The following is a 17,551-nucleotide window of genomic DNA, read 5'->3' as shown; positions in this document are numbered from 1 at the left end:
AAGTCGGGCTAATGAGCAATTTACATGCTAAAAGGAGGCCTGGCGGAAAGGGGAGCTACTCTGCTCCTTGGTTCACAATCCTGCACCTGCGATCGCGCCAGAAAAGTGAATGTTTGGAAAGAGCTTCTTGACCTATACCCAAACCACTCTGACTTAGGTATACGTACTTTTCGGGGAGCCAATTTTCCCGGAGCATTTTCGAACAACAGGAACACAAGTAGCTAAAAGGGGCTTAGCTCGACCAGATAAGGGCTTCAAAAAAAGAAAATCTGACTTGAAACCCATATTATGTGCCGAATGTCGCATGAATGTAACAACAAGTGTTTAGATTTGTAGTTGTGTTCAATGTTTTAACATCTCTTTTTGTAGGTGAATGTCAAGGTTGTTATGTGTTCTAGCTTGAAAGCGTAGCAACATGGTCTATTCATGAAAATTAAACGATCCTAAAATGTGTTGTCAAATTAGCTCTGGCACCTCTCTGTCCGTACGGATGGAAGATTGGTGCAAGCCTTCCATGTTGTTTTTGCTGCTTTTGCTTTCTGCCTTTGGAAATCCGTTGAAAGCAGAAAATATTACAGGGAGTGCCTTTACTGGCTACTCAAAAGCAGTACCGGAGTTTTTACTGTCCGAGCAAACGGCGTTACAGGAAGTATACCGCAAGCATCGTTTCGTTGCGTTGCCTGCACCTGCACTGCTTTCACCGGACCCCTTTCAACTTCGGGTACAGGATTTGCGCAACATTGAGTGTTACGCTCAGCCCGATGCACTGGAGGTCTGCGGTGCCGGAGACACCATTCCAATTATGCTTTTCACGAAGTCAGTTTCACCGTTGCAGGACATCCGGCTGGATGTAATTTTTGAGGATGGCATCGAGTACGGTGGCTTTGCTTACGTTGACAATACGCTTTCAAATTCCGGAGCACAGTTAGACACCATCAGTACTGAGAACCCCGAATCTCCTTCTTTCCTGCTGGACCAGGTGAGTGAAGCAACGGGAGGAGTAATCGTTTATCTCGGTGTACGCGCAGAGTGTGGTGTTGACTTCTCTATCAACAACCCGGATGTAACCTTCAACTTCTCTTACACCAATGCCGATGGAGTAGCCTGTACGGGCTCCGTTACGCTGGAAGATTATGGTGGTAATGTTTTGATTCCACAGGTCGTCATCACAAATGTTCCCGCCAGTACCAACTTGGGACGATTTAACGAGGACGCCTGCCAGACGATTGATATTTCTCAGGCCACAATTGACGCTTCTGCTTCCGGCTACATTTTCACGGCCGGCAACTATGGCTTTGAAGAAGGTATCACTATCTCCATGGTAAATGTGGAAGGGGTTCCGGCTGATCCAACAACCTACACAATTGATCCGGCAACCGGTGCACTGGAACTGACCGTGACGAATGCCACGGCTGATGGGCTGCTTGATTTCAACGAAACCACATCCGTAGAGATTTGCTATACCTACGGTGCATGTATTCCGAATATTGATTACTTTCCTAATTATACAGTCATTGATGCTTGCGAAGGGGAAGTATGCTCCGGTCCGCTGGATGAACGAGCTTCGACTTTGGTGACCAATTTTCCCCAACGCCCCCGCTTCACTGCCGAATTCCTCAACGAACAACAGCCTGATGTATGCGCTGGTGATCCTTATTCTTTTGATATCGTCATAGGCACAGGAGGAATGGATGAACTGGATGACCAGATGACGGATGTCTTTTTTGATGTCCGCCGGTGTAAAATACCGGGCTTGAGTATCAGTGAGGTGCAACTCATTTCGGATGACGGTAGTACTGTTCTCGGTACGGTAGACGAAAGCCTGGTCACTACCCGGCAAACCGACGAACTGGACAGCGATGATAATCCAACGGCAAACCGGGCCGGAACCGTGCGGGTGGACTTGCGGAGAAATGCCGTAGATCTGAGTGCTGCCGGCCTGATTGACTTGGACGGAGACGGCAATTTCGACGACCTAGCCGGAAATAATTCCATTCGCTTCCGTTTTATCTTCCCCGTTTCCTGCTCTGATGAAGAACTTGGAGGTTGTAATACTGCGCCTAATGCAGGTGGCAGCGGACCGGTTGATTGTCAGTTCAACGAAATCGGTATCAGAGGTCGCCGGGCCTGTAACTCCGGAGCAGTTTCGACAGTAGTTCCTTTTAATGAGGCTACTGAGTTCACCGCAGCCTCATCCTCTTCTTTCAGTAATGCAGGAACCTTTAACTACGGGGGGGCAACGTTTTCGGGCTACGATTTTGGCACTACCGGGCTTACGCCAACTTTGGTCGAAGGACGGCAAAACCTCAACTTTGAGTACCTTTTGAGTGATGCTGATTTGTTTCAGTGTCCTACAAATGTCGGTACCGCAACTTTGACGCTCAAGGTGTCTGGAAGTGAATTCCTGACCAATGACTTTACTTACGAAAACGTACTGTTTGATGGAGCTCCCTCGGGTATGGTAACAGTCGACAATTCAGAGGACGGCATGACGACGGTTACTATTGAAGGCGGAAGTGTCACTGCTAACACCCCCTTCAGTTTTAACTTCGACATGGCCAGTGACACGGCGGAATGTTCTCCGCCCCAACTCATTTTTATGGACGCATATCTGACCACGGAATGTGCTTCCGGTTGTGACTGTGCACCCGTACGAACCTGTTCCTCAACGACGCTCATTATTGATCCGGATAGCCTGGATTGCGACTGTACCTACTCTGTTTTTCATGAAACAGAACGGGTAAGCCGTGGTTTTGCGGACAATACGAGAACCGACGAGGTAGATTTCAGTACGGTCAGCAGAGATGACTCGCTACGATACGTCTCCGGAGACATCATCAGGGTCCGACAGAAAGTAGTTATCGACCGAAACCGTTTACCCGACTGGAATGAGGCAGATGACATCCTCTACTTTCAGATGTTCATGCGGTCTGATGCCGGCAACAATTCTCCTGCCCAAATGCCGGCCATGTTGGACATCTATCTGGCCCAGGTGGAAACGTTTCAGCTCATCCGCCCCAGTACGAACGAGACAATTGATATTGCTGCAGCTTTCAGCGGAAACGGAGGAACGGATATTTTGAACAATACCGGGCTGACCGTCGGTGTGGGTGGCTCGAATAGTGTTAATTCTGACTTTACCTTCTTCAGCGGAGAGGGAGGTCAGCCAGCCTTTCCCGACGGAGGCTACACTTTTGGTCTGCAAAACTCCTCTTCCGACGGTATCGATGGAAGATACCTCAGTATTCAGTTGTCAAATCAATTAAGCACTGGTGTCAACGGGGTAGGCACTTTCTTTGATGCCATCGGAGGATCATTGCAACTTGGGGACACGATTGAAATAGAAATAACTGTTCCTTTGGTTGATAACCCGGGCTGGGACGGGGTAACGAACAGTATATTTTTTGATGGTAGCGTAACGGCGTTCCAATTTATTGGTGATCCGACTGCAAACAACTCCTTAAATATTAGTGCAGGAGCATGTATATCCAATGCTACCCGCGCTTTCTACCAAAGCCCTGAGGTTGTAGCTGAATCTCGCATAGAATACACGGATGATTGCGAAGCGGAATTGGTCGTCAGGTTTGAGGCCGGTAATATTCCGGATACCTGGTTTACCAACGAATACCGGCTCGTTGCCGGTATCGAGCAGTTTGGCGTAGATATCCCCTTCCCGTACTACTACGATGGAGGAGCTACCGTAGAAACCGGAGGCCTGGCCCCAATGCCCGTCGAACCGGATTCTACAAGTGGATTAGATACTGCGACGATACTAGGAACGACCTCGGTAATTCCTGATGGAGTCTTTGGAACGCTGTACTTCCGGGATGCAGAATTCCTCGACGGCGTACGCCCCGACGGTTACGCAGGCTACTACTCTCAGGGGATCGACGATATCACCACCGTCGGGGGAACTTTCCCCCTGCTTGGCTTCCAGGGAGGAGCAGATGATTCACTAGTGTTCCGCATCCCGCTGACCCGGGTCTGTGGTGCGCTTCCGACCACCGGACTGACCATGGATTTTGATGCGGCAAATCTGCATCTGCCTGATCTGGAAATGCGCGGTTACGTTATTAATAACAACTTCTGGGATGGTATGATCCGGGGTAATGAAGGCCAGACTGTCGTACCTATTCCACTTCCTGAAGGGACTAGCTCCGACGCTTATTTGCCTTTTGAACGCCTGGGGGGGGTTGTAGGAAGCACTACTGATCCCGTTAGTCTGGAGCGACAAATCAACAACCCGCTTGTCCCGGTTGTTCCAAATGGCCTGCCTGCCGAGCTAAGCGGCACCACGACAATTGCCAACGCTGACCTCACGGACGGTGCGGGTACAGAAACAAACGACTTCATGCTCTGCCCGCAAGCAGGAGAGGCTTTAGCCGCGGGGGCTTTGTCTATCGAAGTAGCCAACAGTGTCAGTCTGGTCAGTATCAGTGGAGGTGCAACAGTCTTTAATACGGCGCTGATTACGGATACTTCTACCTTCTACGCTGTAGAAATCCCCGCTGGCCTGGCGATAGACGAATGTTTCAGCCTGACAATAGAAACCGACCTGATCTTTTGCGACGAGGGCTTTGTTTGTCTCAATGCGGCTTTGGGCTGTGCGGATAGCCAGGTGCCGGTGGAAAATCAAATTGCTGCACTGGCTGAGTTCATGCTCGATTGTGGCGATCTGCGAGTCTGCTACGAATACCGCGCAGGTAATGCTGATCTAGAGACATCCTTCAATACGCCTATGCAATCGGGCTTATGTACTGAGCAGACCTACAGCGTCACCTACCGCAATACGGGTAATGGAGACCTGCAGGACTTCATGCCATTGCTCTTCCTACCCTCCGGCTTCGAGTTTACGCCCGGTAGCTTTATGATCACCTTAGTGGGGGGGGGGACGGCTGGCCTGACTGATCCTGCCGCCCAGCCCGGCAGTAATAATGTCTATGGCGAGGCTTACGTCTTCGATCAGGCGGAAATCAACGCTTTCCTGACCAATATGGTCGTGGAGCCGAGGGACATTGTCACGATAAGCTTCAATGCTTCTACTACCTGCGACTTCATTGACGGTTCTTCCATTGCTTCGGCCATTAATGCAAACAATGAATGTAACGAGCCATTCGGCTCTGATTTAACGGCTTCCGCTGCCATCCGGGTGAGTGACCCTGGCGCACCAAGCCCATCGTTCGAGCTTGACCTGCCCGACAATGTCGAAGTAAGCTGCGGTGCAGACGGCACGGATATTGTCATCACAGCCCTCAACCTCGGTAAGGCACCAGCCGGTGGAACTACCGTAATGCTCACTTTGCCGAGTGGATTCAGTTTGAACGAGAACAATGTAGAGGTATTAGTTCCTGCAGATTATGTCATTACTGCTGATAGTATCACAGCTACTCCACTAGGCGGAGGTGTGACCATGTACAGCTTTAACGCGCCGCCAAGCGTAGGAGTGGGGGGGACTTTCTGCCTCTCAGTCAATGTCGTCATCGATGACCTGGAGTGTGGTGATTACCCTATCGGTATCGCCTTTAAGCAAACCTTAGAACTGCTTTGCCAGGCTACCGGTGAGTTCTGTATGGTGGAAAGCATAATCAATGAAGGGCCGGTTGTCAACGCAACCGTAGTTCCAGCCGTCACCATCAGTGGTGAATCTGAGGTGACCGCCAGTTGTGGAGCGACGATGGGTACTTTTGACATCAATTATACCTTTGGGGTGGCAGCACTGAGCCAGGACTTTAGTGGTCCGGTTACGGTAGACCTCTTCAGTGATGTAGACGGTAACGGCGAAGTTGATCCGGCCATCGATATGATGCTGGGCAGCGCCAATATGGCCAACGTAACGGTAGCCGCCGGCGAAACGTCAATGATCAGCGGGGCCTTTAGTGGCATTGACCAGGCCGACGTTTGCCCGGTTCTGATCCGCCTCCAGGCGGCGGGCTGTGCCTGCGGTGAAAGCGTACTGTCAGTAGAGGATATTCTGCCAGACTTCGTGAGTGATCTGGGCGAATCTATTGCGCTCTGTCCCGGGGAGACCGGCATGCTGGAAGGCATCTGTGCCGACCTGAATTACAACTTTATCCCAGCTACGGACGGTATGGTAGTTGACAATATGGATGGAACAGTATCCTTCACCTTAGCTGATGGTGTGTTGAGCTCAACCCTTAAGGTGAGTGGAAACTTTGGTGCCTGCCCGATTGATATTGATATTCCTGTAGAAACAGTAGAGGAATTCAGTTTTGGCCCTTACGAAGCTACCGTTTGTAATGAAGGCGCTCAGGAAATTGATTTCAATATTCCGCCAGCATTACAGGAAGATCTCGAAATCCTGATCCTCCCTTCCATTGGACTGGACGATCCAACGAGTTTCGAACCGACTATCTCCGATCTGCAGGCCGATCAGGTATACACCGTTCAGTTTACCCTCAACGGTGAGTGTACGGCTGAAACAACGCTGACGGTTACCGTAGATCAGGCCCCAACGGTGGAACTGACCGGAGCAACTACCTGTATTACCGGATTTGATCTGCAGGCTGCCCTTTCGATCAGCCCCGCTGACCTGACGGGTGAGTTCCAAACATCGGGTGACGGAACCTTCACTACCGGAAATCGGGTGCCGGGCGCGACCGAGTATATCCCAGGACCGCTGGACCGCGAAGCCGGTCAGGTTTCTTTCCGCTTCATCAGTGATGACCCCGAAGGACCGTGTGGCCCTGACGTGGCGCGCATGGACTTTACCATCCTGCTGGTCGATTGTGGAAGCTTCATGTGGGACGGCTCCAACAGGTAGATCGTAGCATAATCGTTTTATCGTAAACAGTATTCAGCATTCAGTTTGTCGGGACCGGCAGGCTGAATGCTGATCGTTGTTCCAGAACCTTGTTGTACTGGTGGGAGGTGTCTGTGCCTCTTGTCCGGAGCCTTGCACCTGCGCTCCGCCGCCCTGAAACAGTAGTAAAAAGGAACCGCCTTTCCCTATCAAAGAGAAAGGCAGCTCCAAAAATTCAAGTGAAAATAAGAGTCAGCTCAAACTAAGGTAATTGGGATTACAGAAACACGCTCAGGATAAAGTGTTGTTGAAAAAATGTATTGTTCAAAGTGTTGTTTAAATAATAACAGTCAAACAAAGGGAATATGTTATGTCGACAAATTTAGAAGATTAACGCCCTTTTTTGGGGTTTTGACCGGTGGGAGGGACCAAGCGAAGGTTGGGTGGGACGAATAACATCAACGCCGGGAAAACACCTGCATAACCACTTTGTGCCCGGAGCGGCTTACGGGAACCGATGCACCTCGTACGGTCAGAAATCCTCCTTTGTAGCTGCTTACCCATTCTGCGTTGACGAGAAAAGACCGGTGTGGCTGAAAGAAAGTGCGGGAGGGAAGTTTCTCGGTTATTTCCTTTAGCGTTCCCCGTATCACTCTTTTTCCCTCGTTGGTGTTCACTTCAACATAATTGCGAAAAGCCTCCACGTAATGGATGTCCTCGACCCGCAAACGGAAGAAGGTCCCCTGGTCTTTCAGGTAGATATAGTTCTCTTTTGTTTTCGCTGATGCCTGGTACCGGTTGATGGCTACTTTTATCGAAGCATGGATTTCAGCAGGGCTAAAAGGCTTGATCAGGTAACCGTAAGGAGCAGAATCTGTAGCTGAAGCAATGGTTGCGGGGTCGCTGTAAGCGGTCAGGTAAACAAAAGGAATCCCGAAGTGCTTGTTTATATAATGCCCGAGCTCGATGCCTTTGTTTTTACCGCGGACGTTGATGTCAAGAATAGCCAGGTCTACTTCCTGCCTGGCCAACACCTCTTTGGCTTCCTCAATGGTCATCGCATCGCCGGCAACTTCGTACCCCATATCATTCAGGGCATCACAAAGGGTGTCCAGGGTTACAAATTCATCTTCGACGACGAGGATTTGCAGGGGGGAGTTAAGTTGGCTCATAACTAAAAGTCTTCCTTGAGTGGGAAGGTAGCGACGGTCAATGCCTTAAAGCTCAATGTTGTGCGGCCGCTGGGACGAATGGTTTAAATGTTGGGACGAACTGTAGAAAAACGCACGGTAGCTGCTGTTCCACCGGTTTTCAGATTAGTGATTCTCCATGTACCTCCCAGTTGACGGGCAAGGCCGCGAACCAGATTCAGCCCAAGGCCTTTCTGGCTGCGAAGCTCGTAACCTTCCGGCAAGCCACTCCCGTTGTCTGCGACCCTTAGCTCATAGTTTTTTCCCATGTCGACCCGCTGAAATTCGATGCTCAATTCCGCATCTCTCTTGTTGGGCTTAAACGCATACTTATATGCGTTGGTCACCAGTTCATTGAGGATCAGACCGATCGGAATGGCCTGGTCCATATTCAGTTCCTCATCAGCAACATCAACTTTCATTACGACCTTCTGGCTGGTACTGGCCTGGCTGATTTTTAGTTGCCCTGTAAGTTCCGCGACAAAGTCGCGGGCATTGATGTAGGTAAGCTCCTCGCGTTGGTACAGGCTTTGGTGGACCAACGCCATAGCGTGTATCCGGTCCTGGCCTCCCTGAAGGGTCGCCCGTACATCTTCCGAGACGGAAATTCGCGCCTGCTTATAGAGCAGGCCACTGATGATCTGGAGATTGTTCTTCACTCGATGATGGATCTCTTTGAGCAGTATTCCACGTTCGTTCAGGGCAATGGCCAGTTGCTCGTTTTTTCGGGCAATCATCTTTCGGTCGCGACTCAGGCGGAGATAAAAGCCTCCTCCCAGAAGCAACAATAACAGGCCACCGCCGCCACCGAGCAGGATCATTCGTTGTTGTTCTTCGTTTTTCCGTTCGGCAAGCACCCGGTCGAACCTTTCCTGCTGGGTAGCGTACTGAGCCTCCTCTACCTGGTAACTGGCGGTTGCTTCAGCTACACTGAGCTGGCTTTTACGCTCGTAGTCCGCTTCGAGTAAAGCCAGGCCTTTAGCCAGGTGAACGGCTGCGGAATCATTCCGGGAGGTAGCTACTTCCGACCGGGCGAGCGCCAGGTAGAGTTGGCCCTGATTCGGGAATTCCAATTGGGGGTTTTCGCGGTGGCTGAGTAAGGTGGTATGAAGAATATCGTGTGCCGCTGCCGGGTTTCCGGTTTGCAGGAGGTAGCTACCGTACCGGGTGGACTTGTTTATGAAATTCAGGTCGATCGGTAACTGTTTGCCGGCTGAGAAAGCTTTCTTGAAGTAATAACCGATGCTGTCTTGTTGACCACCCCGACTTACATAATAATCCGCCAGAGCAGTGGCGGCTCTATCTATCGTTGTGTAAGTATTATAGGTTTCAGCTTCTTTTATTGCTGCCTGACAGTAGTAGCGAACGGAATCGCCATTCATTTCCGAACGTAGCGTACACATGTTCTCCAGGCCGTAGATGTATGCCAGGGGGTCATCGCTCTGATACTGAAGTTTCAGCGCGCGTTGTTGCAGTTCCAGAGCTTCGGCGTAGCGACCGGTAGTCCGGTACACATCCGCTATATCGGCCATTCCGGAGGCTGCTGAATACTCCTGCTTTTGCCGAAGGTCGATATCTACCTTTAGCTGGTAGTAATGGATTGCCGAATCGTACGTTCCTTTGCTTGCGTGAATTCTGCCTACACTCTGGTATAGGCCCGCCTTGAATGGGTGATCTTGTTTGCGCCACTGGTACAGGGCGGTGTAATAATCCTTTAGCGCAGCATCCGTTTGACCCAGCATCGCAAGTGCTTCTCCACGACGGTGGCGCATTGCGCCGTATAGCGGCCCGAGAGAGTCAAAGGGAGGAGCTTCAAAAACAGGCCATACTTCATCCAGGAGGTCGAGAGATTCCTGATAGTACCCGCGCTGCTGCAGCATCATGGTGGTAAGGTAGTAACCCATGTTGATGCCGGTGGTATCCCGGTGGCGGCGGTGAAAGTCTATCAGCATTCGCCCGTACACACGTACTGAATCCATGCTGAGGTCCCGGGAACTTCTGATGATCCCAACCAGGAGGGTAGAGCTGTCCTGAGGCGTTGCTGTAGCCAACTGATTTTTGAGCACCTGTTCGCGCGGAATGGGCTGAGCAGTAAGGAAGAATGAGCTGATACAAAGGAGAGGAACCAGCGCAAAAAATCGCCGAAAACTAAAAAGATAAAGATCCATTTCACAAAATAAGCAAAATGGATGATCCGGCTTTCACACGGAAAGCTGCAGGCAACCGGCAAAATTGCGTGGCAAGCAGGTTTAAATCGTACACAAAGTGTCCGGGCGCTTACGCAGGTGCAGTGTCTGTTTTTGGGGAACACTGCGCCTGCGCTAAAGAGTTTTTTAGCCTTTCCACGATGACTTCAACCCACAGGTTAGGTTGAAGACCATCTTGTCTTCGGTGGAATCTTCGTCTGCAGTGTAGTAACCCTTACGGAGAAACTGGAAGGTGTCGCCGGGTTTCGCGTTGGTCAGCGCTGGTTCTCCCTTGGCCGAAATAACCTTGAGGCTGTCGGGGTTGATGAAGTCCATGAAGTCTTTGTCCTCATGGTCCATCGGCGTGGCGTCGGTAAAGAGCTTAGCATAATCACGAACCTCGATGTCGATGGCCGTTGCGGCATCTACCCAATGAAGGGTTCCTTTGGCTTTTACGCCAGAGGTGTCCGAACCGGAGCGGCTGTCGGGGTAGTAGGTTGCATTGATCTGCGTTACGTTGCCGTCGGCATCCTCTTCGTGTCCGTCAATATGGAGGATATAAGCTCCTTTGAGGCGAACGTCTTTTTCGGGTGCCATCCGGAAGTACTTCCGGTTTTGTGGTTCCTTGCGGTAGTCTTCGCGCTCTACCCACAACTCACGGCTGAAGGGTACTTCGCGGCTGCCACTGGTTTCGTCTCCCGGGTTGTTGTCGAGGGGAAGGAGTTCTCCCGTTTCCGGGTAGTTGGAGATGACGAGCTTCACGGGATCCAGAACGGCCATGTAACGATCAGCGGTATCGTTGAGTACTTCACGAACGCAATGTTCCAGAAAGTCGAATTCTTGCTGGTTGTCGCGTTTGGTTACTCCGGTACGGATGCAGAAATTACGGATAGCCTGAGCGGGATATCCTTTGCGGCGCATCCCGGCGAGTGTTCCCATTCGGGGGTCGTCCCAACCGCTCACAACACCTTCTTCGACCAGCTTTTTCAAGCGACGTTTACTGGTGATGAGGTAGTCTACGTTCATCCGGGCGAACTCAATCTGACGGCTGGGGAAGATTTCCAGCGCTTCGATCAACCAGTTGTAAAGGTCACGGTGGTGCCGAAACTCCAGACTGCAAAGCGAGTGAGTGATTTTCTCCAGTGAATCGGACTGACCATGAGCGAAGTCGTACAGAGGGTAGATGCACCATTCATCTCCGGTCCGGTGATGTGTTTCTTTCTTAATACGGTACAGTACGGGGTCGCGTAGCAGCAGGTTCGGGTGAGCCATGTCGATCTTTGCACGGAGCACCTTACTTCCGTCGGCAAATTCACCCGCCTTCATCCGTTCAAAAAGGTCGCGGTTTTCAGCCGGAGTGCGGTCACGGAAAGGGGAGTTGGTCCCTGGTCGATCGATGTCTCCTTTCTGTTCGGCAATTTCTTCGGCGGTAGAGTCGTCTACGTAAGCGAGGCCTTTATCGATAAGTTTCAGGGCAAATTGGTAGAGGTCTCCAAAATAATCGGAAGCATAAAGGATATCTCCTTCCCATTCGTAACCGAGCCACTTGATGTCGTTGGCAATAGAGTTCACAAAGTGGGTTTCTTCGGTAGACGGGTTGGTGTCGTCCATCCTCAGGTTAGTGCTGCCTCCGAATTTCTTGCCGATCTCGAAATTGATCACAATTGCCTTGGCGTGGCCAATATGCAAATAGCCGTTGGGCTCAGGCGGGAAGCGGGTGTGGATTCTGCCGCCGTGTTTACCATTTTCGAGGTCTTCGACGATGAATTCTTCGATAAAGTTATCAGCTTCGTATTTGGCCATGTTGAAGTTTAATCTTTTGGGGAAAGGCAAAGGTAGTCAAGTAGTCAGATAGTCAAGCAGTCGGAGGCCGATAGTCGCTCAGAAAGCGTTGCCACAACTCACTTTGCACCTGCGTGCGCGCCCGAAAAAACCTTTTGTCATTAACCCTCCTTGTGGGTAGTAAGTTGCTGAACATCGGAATTAGGCGCTGAATAGAACAGGTAACCCGCTACCAATCAACTTACCTTCGTTTTCTGGATAAACCCCTCAATTCATGAAAATATTAATAATCGGCGGCGGCAATATGGGTAAAACCTACGCCCGGAGCCTGCTGCGTGCTCACCTCGTTCAACCTAATGACCTGATGGTGCTGGAGCGCAGCCCCGAGCAAGCGGAAAAACTGAAAGACGAGAATATCGGTGTCGTTTTTACCGATGCTTCTAAATGCCTGGATGTTGCCGACCTCATTATTCTGGCGGTAAAACCTCAGGACAGTGCCACGCTTTTTGCGAAGCTGCGGCCCAATACGGACCCTCAGCAGGTTTACCTGTCTATCATGGCCGGCGTAACGATCGAGTCTATCCAGAAAGGACTGGGCGTAGACAAGGTCATCCGGGCCATGCCAAATCTGCCTGCGCAGATTGGTCTGGGAATGACCAGCTATACGGCGTCCGACGCTGTAACGAGAATAGAACTGGTACTTGTTCAAAATCTTCTTAATACGACGGGTAAAGCCATCTATGTAGACAACGAGCACGCCATCGATGCCACTACTGCTATTTCAGGAAGCGGCCCGGCTTATGTCCTCTATTTCATGGAAGCTATGATCGAGGCTGCCCGCGAAATGGGCTTCGACGAAAGCCAGGCTGAACTACTCGTCGCTCAGACTTTTCGCGGAGCCGTTGAACTGCAAATGAAAAACGACCTCACTTGTGCCGAATGGATCAGCAGGGTAAGCAGTAAGGGCGGAACCACCGAAGCAGCCATGAATACATTCCGGGCAACCTCAGTTTTTGAAGACATCAAGAACGGAGCCAAGGCGGCATTGGCGCGGGCGGAAGAATTGGGGAGGAGTTAGGAGTTAGAAATTAGGAGCTAGAAACTAGGAATCAGGAATCAGAAACTAGGAGTTAGTGTTATGCTAGCTCCTAGTTCCTCTAGTTTCTAACTCCTAGCTCCTAACAGCCGCCAGCCAGCGTTCCCGTTCTTCTTCGCTCCAGCCTTTTCGCGTTGCGTAATCGGCTTCCTGATCGGGTTTGATGCCGCGTACCGTAAAGTACTTGGCTTCGGGGTGGGAGAAGTACCAGCCTGAGACCGAACTGGCCGGGTACATCGCCATGCTTTCCGTGAGCTTAATTCCCGTGGCCGCCTCGGCGTCCAGCAACTCCCATATTTTGGCTTTTTCGGTGTGCTCGGGGCAGGCCGGGTAGCCGGGGGCAGGGCGAATGCCCTGGTACTGCTCGGCAATGAGCTGGTCGTTAGAAACCGACTCATCGGGGGCGTAGCCCCAGTATTCCATACGTACGCGTTGGTGCATTCGCTCAGCGAATGCTTCGGCCAGGCGGTCGGCCAGGGCCTTCAGCATGATGGCCGAGTAATCGTCGCCGGCGTCTTCGAAGCGCTTAACGTGGGGCTCGATACCGATTCCTGCGGTCACCGCAAAGGCTCCGATGTAATCCTCTTTTTGCGCGGACGCAGGTGCAATGTAATCGGTCAGGGACTGGTTCGGGCGCCCTTTCGCCTTCTTGCTCTGCTGGCGGATGTGGAAGGTAGACAACGGCGATGTTGCAGAGGCCATGATGTTGATAGTGTCGGTTTCCACCTCGGCAGACGCTGGCCAGAAGCCAATTACGCCTTTTGCGCTGATCCACTTTTCCGCAACGATCTGATCCAGCATCTCCCGGGCTTCCCGGTAGAGGGTGGTTGCTTGCTCCCCGACGATATGATCGGTCAGGATGTCCGGGAATTTCCCGGCCAGGGCCCAGCTGCTGAAGAAGGGCGTCCAGTCAATGTAGTCGACCAGCTCCGCCAGGTCATAGTCAGCGAAGATCTTGGTGCCGGTAAAGCCGGGGACGGGAGGCGTGTAGTTTTCCCAGTCTAGTTGCAGGCCGTTCTCCCGTGCTTTGGCGATGGGCAGGAATGCTTTTTCTGACTTCTGTTTCGCCCGGTGAACCCGCACGCGCTCATACTCGGCGGTAATGCTTTCTTTATAAGCGATACGGTCTTCTTCTTCGCCGTCCAGCAAGCTGCCGGCCACCGTAACCGCCCGGCTGGCATCGAGCACATGGATGGTGGCTCCTTTGGTGTAAGCGGGTTCCACCTTAAGCGCGGTGTGTGTCTTGGAGGTCGTGGCTCCGCCAATGAGGAGGGGCGTCGTCATGCCGCGCCTTTCCATTTCGGCGGCTACGTTGACCATCTCGTCGAGCGAAGGCGTAATCAGACCGCTCAGCCCGATGATGTCGGCATTTACCCGCTGGGCTTCGTCCAGAATTTTATTGGCCGGGACCATCACCCCCAGGTCGATGATCTCGTAGTTGTTACAGGCCAGAACAACGCCAACGATGTTTTTGCCGATGTCGTGAACATCTCCTTTTACGGTGGCGAGGAGGACGGTGCCTTTGTACTGGCGGGAGGCTACAATGCTCTCTTCGGGGGCGGGTGAGGTAACTCGCTCCGCTTGTAGCTTTACATCAGACTCTTCTTTGGGGGATAGGGGAGACGTGGATGCTCGCTCCGCTCGTAACCTCACCCCCAGCCCCTCTCCGGGGGAGAGGGGAGTTTGATCAGGATTTTGGACCGAGATTGCTTCTGTCGGGTAGGGATAAGGACGGTCGGGTAAAGCAAGAAGTTCTGCTTTAATCTGGTCCAACACTGCATCCAGATTGGTCTCTACTTCGCTGTTCTTAAAACGCAGGATGAGGTAGCCGGCGTCAGCAAATTTTTGATCGCGCTCAGCATCTGCCAGCAGCATTTCAGGTCGGTCGTGGTATCCTCCGTCTACCTCAATAATAAGGCGTTTGTTTAGGCAGACAAAATCAGGAATGCTTAGCCCCATCGGCTTCTGACGAACAAATTTTTCTTCCTGTTTGCGGTCGCGAAGAGCATCCCAGAGAATTTGCTCGGCTTTAGTAGCTGTTTTTCTCATTGCCCGGGCGTATTCCAAGACCTTTCCTGCGGTCTTTTCTGGTAGCTGCCAGTAATTGTCAGTAACCACCGTCTCTACCCGCTCACGAGCGGAGCGAGCATCGTATTCTCCCTTCTCCTTCGGAGAGGGGCCGGGGGTGAGGTTTCGAGCGGAGCGAGCACCCCCGTTGTCGGAAGTTGAAGCGAGGGCCTCCCTTGCTGATATTTCCGCCTTCTCCGCCTCAATAAACGGATTCAGGTAGGCTACTGCGGCCTTCATTACCCGTGCGGATTTAACTACCTGAGGCAGGAACATTTTTCCGGACCCGAAGAGGTCACCAACCACATTCATGCCGTCCATCAACGGGCCTTCGATTACGTGCAGCGGGCGGGGGTATTTAAGGCGGGCTTCCTCGGTGTCTTCGGTAATAAATTCGGTAATGCCGCGTACGAGGCTGTGCTTAAGGCGTTCCTCAACGGTGGATTCCCGCCAGGCGAGGTCTTTTACGACCGAGCGGCCACCAACGTTCTTGAGACCTTCAGCGAGCTCGGTCAGGCGCTCGGTCGCATCCGGTCGACGGTTCAGGATGACGTCTTCGACGTGAACAAGAAGATCTTCGGGGATGTCCTGATAGACCTCGATCATGCCGGCGTTGACGATACCCATATCCATACCCGCTTTGATCGCATGGTACAGAAAAGCCGAGTGCATCGCTTCGCGGACGACGTTGTTGCCCCGGAAGGAGAAACTCACGTTTGAAACTCCTCCGCTGATCTTGGCGCCGGGGCAAAGTTCTTTGATTCTGCGCGTCGCTTCGATGAAGTCTACGCCATAATTATTGTGCTCTTCGATTCCGGTGGCGACGGCAAAAATGTTGGGGTCGAAGATGATGTCCTGTGGTTTGAAGTCAGCTTTCTCGACCAGCAGCTTGTAGGCCCGGGCGCATATTTCAACTTTACGGTCTTCGGTGTCGGCCTGGCCTGTTTCGTCGAAGGCCATTACGATGGCTGCGGCGCCGTAAGCTTTTACTAGTTTTGCCTGGCGGAGAAATTCTTCCTCGCCTTCCTTCATCGAGATAGAGTTGACGATGCACTTGCCCTGTACGCATTGCAGGCCAGCCTCGATGACGTCCCACTTCGAGGAGTCGATCATGATGGGGAGCTTGGCGATGTCCGGCTCGGCCATTACGAGGTTCAGGAAGGTTACCATAGCTTCTTTTGATTCCAGCAGGCCCTCGTCCATATTTACATCGATCACCTGTGCGCCGCCTTCTACCTGATGAAGGGCAACGGCCAGGGCTTCGTCGTACTTGCCGTTCATGATGAGCCGGCTGAATTTCCGGGAACCGGTGACGTTGGTCCGCTCCCCTACGTTGATGAAGTTGGTCTCGGGTCTGACCACGAGAGGTTCCAGCCCGGCATAGGTAGAGTAGGGCGGTAGGGTAGGAATTTCGCGGGGCTTCATTCCGTCAATAGCTTTGGCCATGGCCCCGATGTGATCTGGTGTCGTTCCGCAGCAGCCTCCGATCAGATTCACAAAGCCACTGGCGGCGAAATCGCGGATGTATTGCTGCATCTCTTCGGCGTCCTGGTCGTATTCTCCCATTTCGTTGGGGAGCCCGGCGTTGGGGTAAGCATGAACGTTGCACTCGGCAACTTTGCTGAGTGCCGCGAGGTGGACCCGCATTTCCTGCGCCCCGAGGGCGCAGTTGAGACCAACACAGAGTGGATTGGAATGCGCGATGCTGTAGTAGAAAGCTTCGACGGTCTGGCCGGATAGCGTACGGCCGGAGGCATCGGTAATAGTGCCCGAGATCATCACGGGCAGCTCGCGGTCCAGTTCCTCCCGGACGCGGTTGAGGGCAAAGAGGGCGGCTTTGGCGTTGAGGGTATCGAAAATAGTTTCGATCAGGATGAGGTCAGAACCACCATCGGCAAGGCCTTTTATCTGGGTGTAATACGCATCGGCCAGTTGGGTGAAGGTGATGGCCCGGTAGCCCGGGTCGTTCACGTCGGGGCTGATGCTAAGGGTGCGGTTGGTTGGTCCTACGGCGCCGGCAACGAAGCGTGGCTTGGCCGGGTTGCGGGCCGTGTATTTGTCGGCAGCTTCGCGCGCAACGCGCGCGGCGGCTACGTTCATCTCGTACACGATGTGCTCGGTACCGTAGTCTTCCTGGGCAATGGTGGTGCCGGAGAACGTATTGGTCTCAATCACATCGGCTCCGGCTTCCAGGTAAAGTTCATGGATTTCGCGGATCACATCCGGGCGGGTCAGAACCAGCAGGTCATGGTTACCCTTCAGGTCACTGGGGTGATCTTCAAAGTACCCCGTCCGGTAATCTTCTTCTTTCAGCCCGTAGCCCTGAATGAGGGAACCCATGGCACCGTCTAGTACAAGAATGCGTTCGGAGAAAATCTGGCGAAGAGAAGCAGCGGACATAAACGTTGATTTAAGGACGCGCAAAGATAGGCCGCTGAACCGACGGAGAATGCCGGGATTACGTCATTAT

Annotated in this window: 6 protein-coding genes; 2 read left to right on the top strand and 4 right to left on the bottom strand. The window is 52.3% G+C overall.

Going from position 1 to position 17,551, the window contains the following annotated elements:
• Nucleotides 1-448 precede the first annotated feature (448 nt).
• On the top strand, nucleotides 449-6,781 hold the full coding sequence (locus tag FUA23_RS12300) for a hypothetical protein (RefSeq protein WP_147931046.1): 6,333 nt from the start codon (nucleotides 449-451) through the stop codon (nucleotides 6,779-6,781).
• A 437-nt stretch (nucleotides 6,782-7,218) separates the two neighbouring features.
• Here FUA23_RS12300 and FUA23_RS12295 read toward each other — a convergent pair whose 3' ends face one another.
• The 3 genes from FUA23_RS12295 to FUA23_RS12285 form a co-directional block, all read right to left on the bottom strand.
• Nucleotides 7,219-7,932 carry a LytR/AlgR family response regulator transcription factor gene (locus FUA23_RS12295; protein WP_147931045.1) on the bottom strand — a complete coding sequence of 238 codons (714 nt, stop codon included), beginning with the start codon at nucleotides 7,930-7,932 and terminating at the stop codon, nucleotides 7,219-7,221.
• A gap of 83 nt (nucleotides 7,933-8,015) precedes the next feature.
• Nucleotides 8,016-10,118, bottom strand: a complete 2,103-nt coding sequence (locus FUA23_RS12290) for a histidine kinase dimerization/phosphoacceptor domain -containing protein (protein WP_147931044.1) — start codon at nucleotides 10,116-10,118, stop codon at nucleotides 8,016-8,018.
• Nucleotides 10,119-10,283: 165 nt separating this feature from the next.
• Nucleotides 10,284-11,939: a glutamine--tRNA ligase/YqeY domain fusion protein gene (locus FUA23_RS12285; protein WP_147931043.1), complete on the bottom strand. Its 1,656-nt coding sequence runs from the start codon at nucleotides 11,937-11,939 to the stop codon at nucleotides 10,284-10,286.
• 253 nt (nucleotides 11,940-12,192) lie between these two features.
• On the opposite strand from FUA23_RS12285, the gene proC reads away from it, so the two are divergent.
• Entirely contained in the window at nucleotides 12,193-12,996 is an 804-nt protein-coding gene (gene proC / locus FUA23_RS12280) for a pyrroline-5-carboxylate reductase (RefSeq protein ID WP_147931042.1), read from the top strand.
• A 93-nt stretch (nucleotides 12,997-13,089) separates the two neighbouring features.
• Here the strand turns inward: proC and metH are convergent, their stop codons facing one another.
• Nucleotides 13,090-17,481, bottom strand: a complete 4,392-nt coding sequence (metH, locus tag FUA23_RS12275; protein ID WP_147931041.1) for a methionine synthase — start codon at nucleotides 17,479-17,481, stop codon at nucleotides 13,090-13,092.
• Nucleotides 17,482-17,551: the final 70 nt, after the last annotated feature.

Origin of the sequence: Neolewinella aurantiaca (genome assembly GCF_008014675.1) — a bacterium.
GTDB lineage: Bacteria > Bacteroidota > Bacteroidia > Chitinophagales > Saprospiraceae > Neolewinella > Neolewinella aurantiaca.
Note: the sequence above shows the minus strand (reverse complement) of the source record. Positions and strands in the feature narration are given on the sequence as shown.

What these genes read in the sequence shown, in the direction of transcription:
- FUA23_RS12300 (WP_147931046.1), top strand. Translation starts at nt 449, where the DNA reads ATGTGTTGTCAAATTAGCTCTGGCACCTCTCTGTCCGTACGGATGGAA.
- FUA23_RS12295 (WP_147931045.1), bottom strand. Translation starts at nt 7,932, where the DNA reads ATGAGCCAACTTAACTCCCCCCTGCAAATCCTCGTCGTCGAAGATGAA.
- FUA23_RS12290 (WP_147931044.1), bottom strand. Translation starts at nt 10,118, where the DNA reads ATGGATCTTTATCTTTTTAGTTTTCGGCGATTTTTTGCGCTGGTTCCT.
- FUA23_RS12285 (WP_147931043.1), bottom strand. Translation starts at nt 11,939, where the DNA reads ATGGCCAAATACGAAGCTGATAACTTTATCGAAGAATTCATCGTCGAA.
- proC (WP_147931042.1), top strand. Translation starts at nt 12,193, where the DNA reads ATGAAAATATTAATAATCGGCGGCGGCAATATGGGTAAAACCTACGCC.
- metH (WP_147931041.1), bottom strand. Translation starts at nt 17,481, where the DNA reads ATGTCCGCTGCTTCTCTTCGCCAGATTTTCTCCGAACGCATTCTTGTA.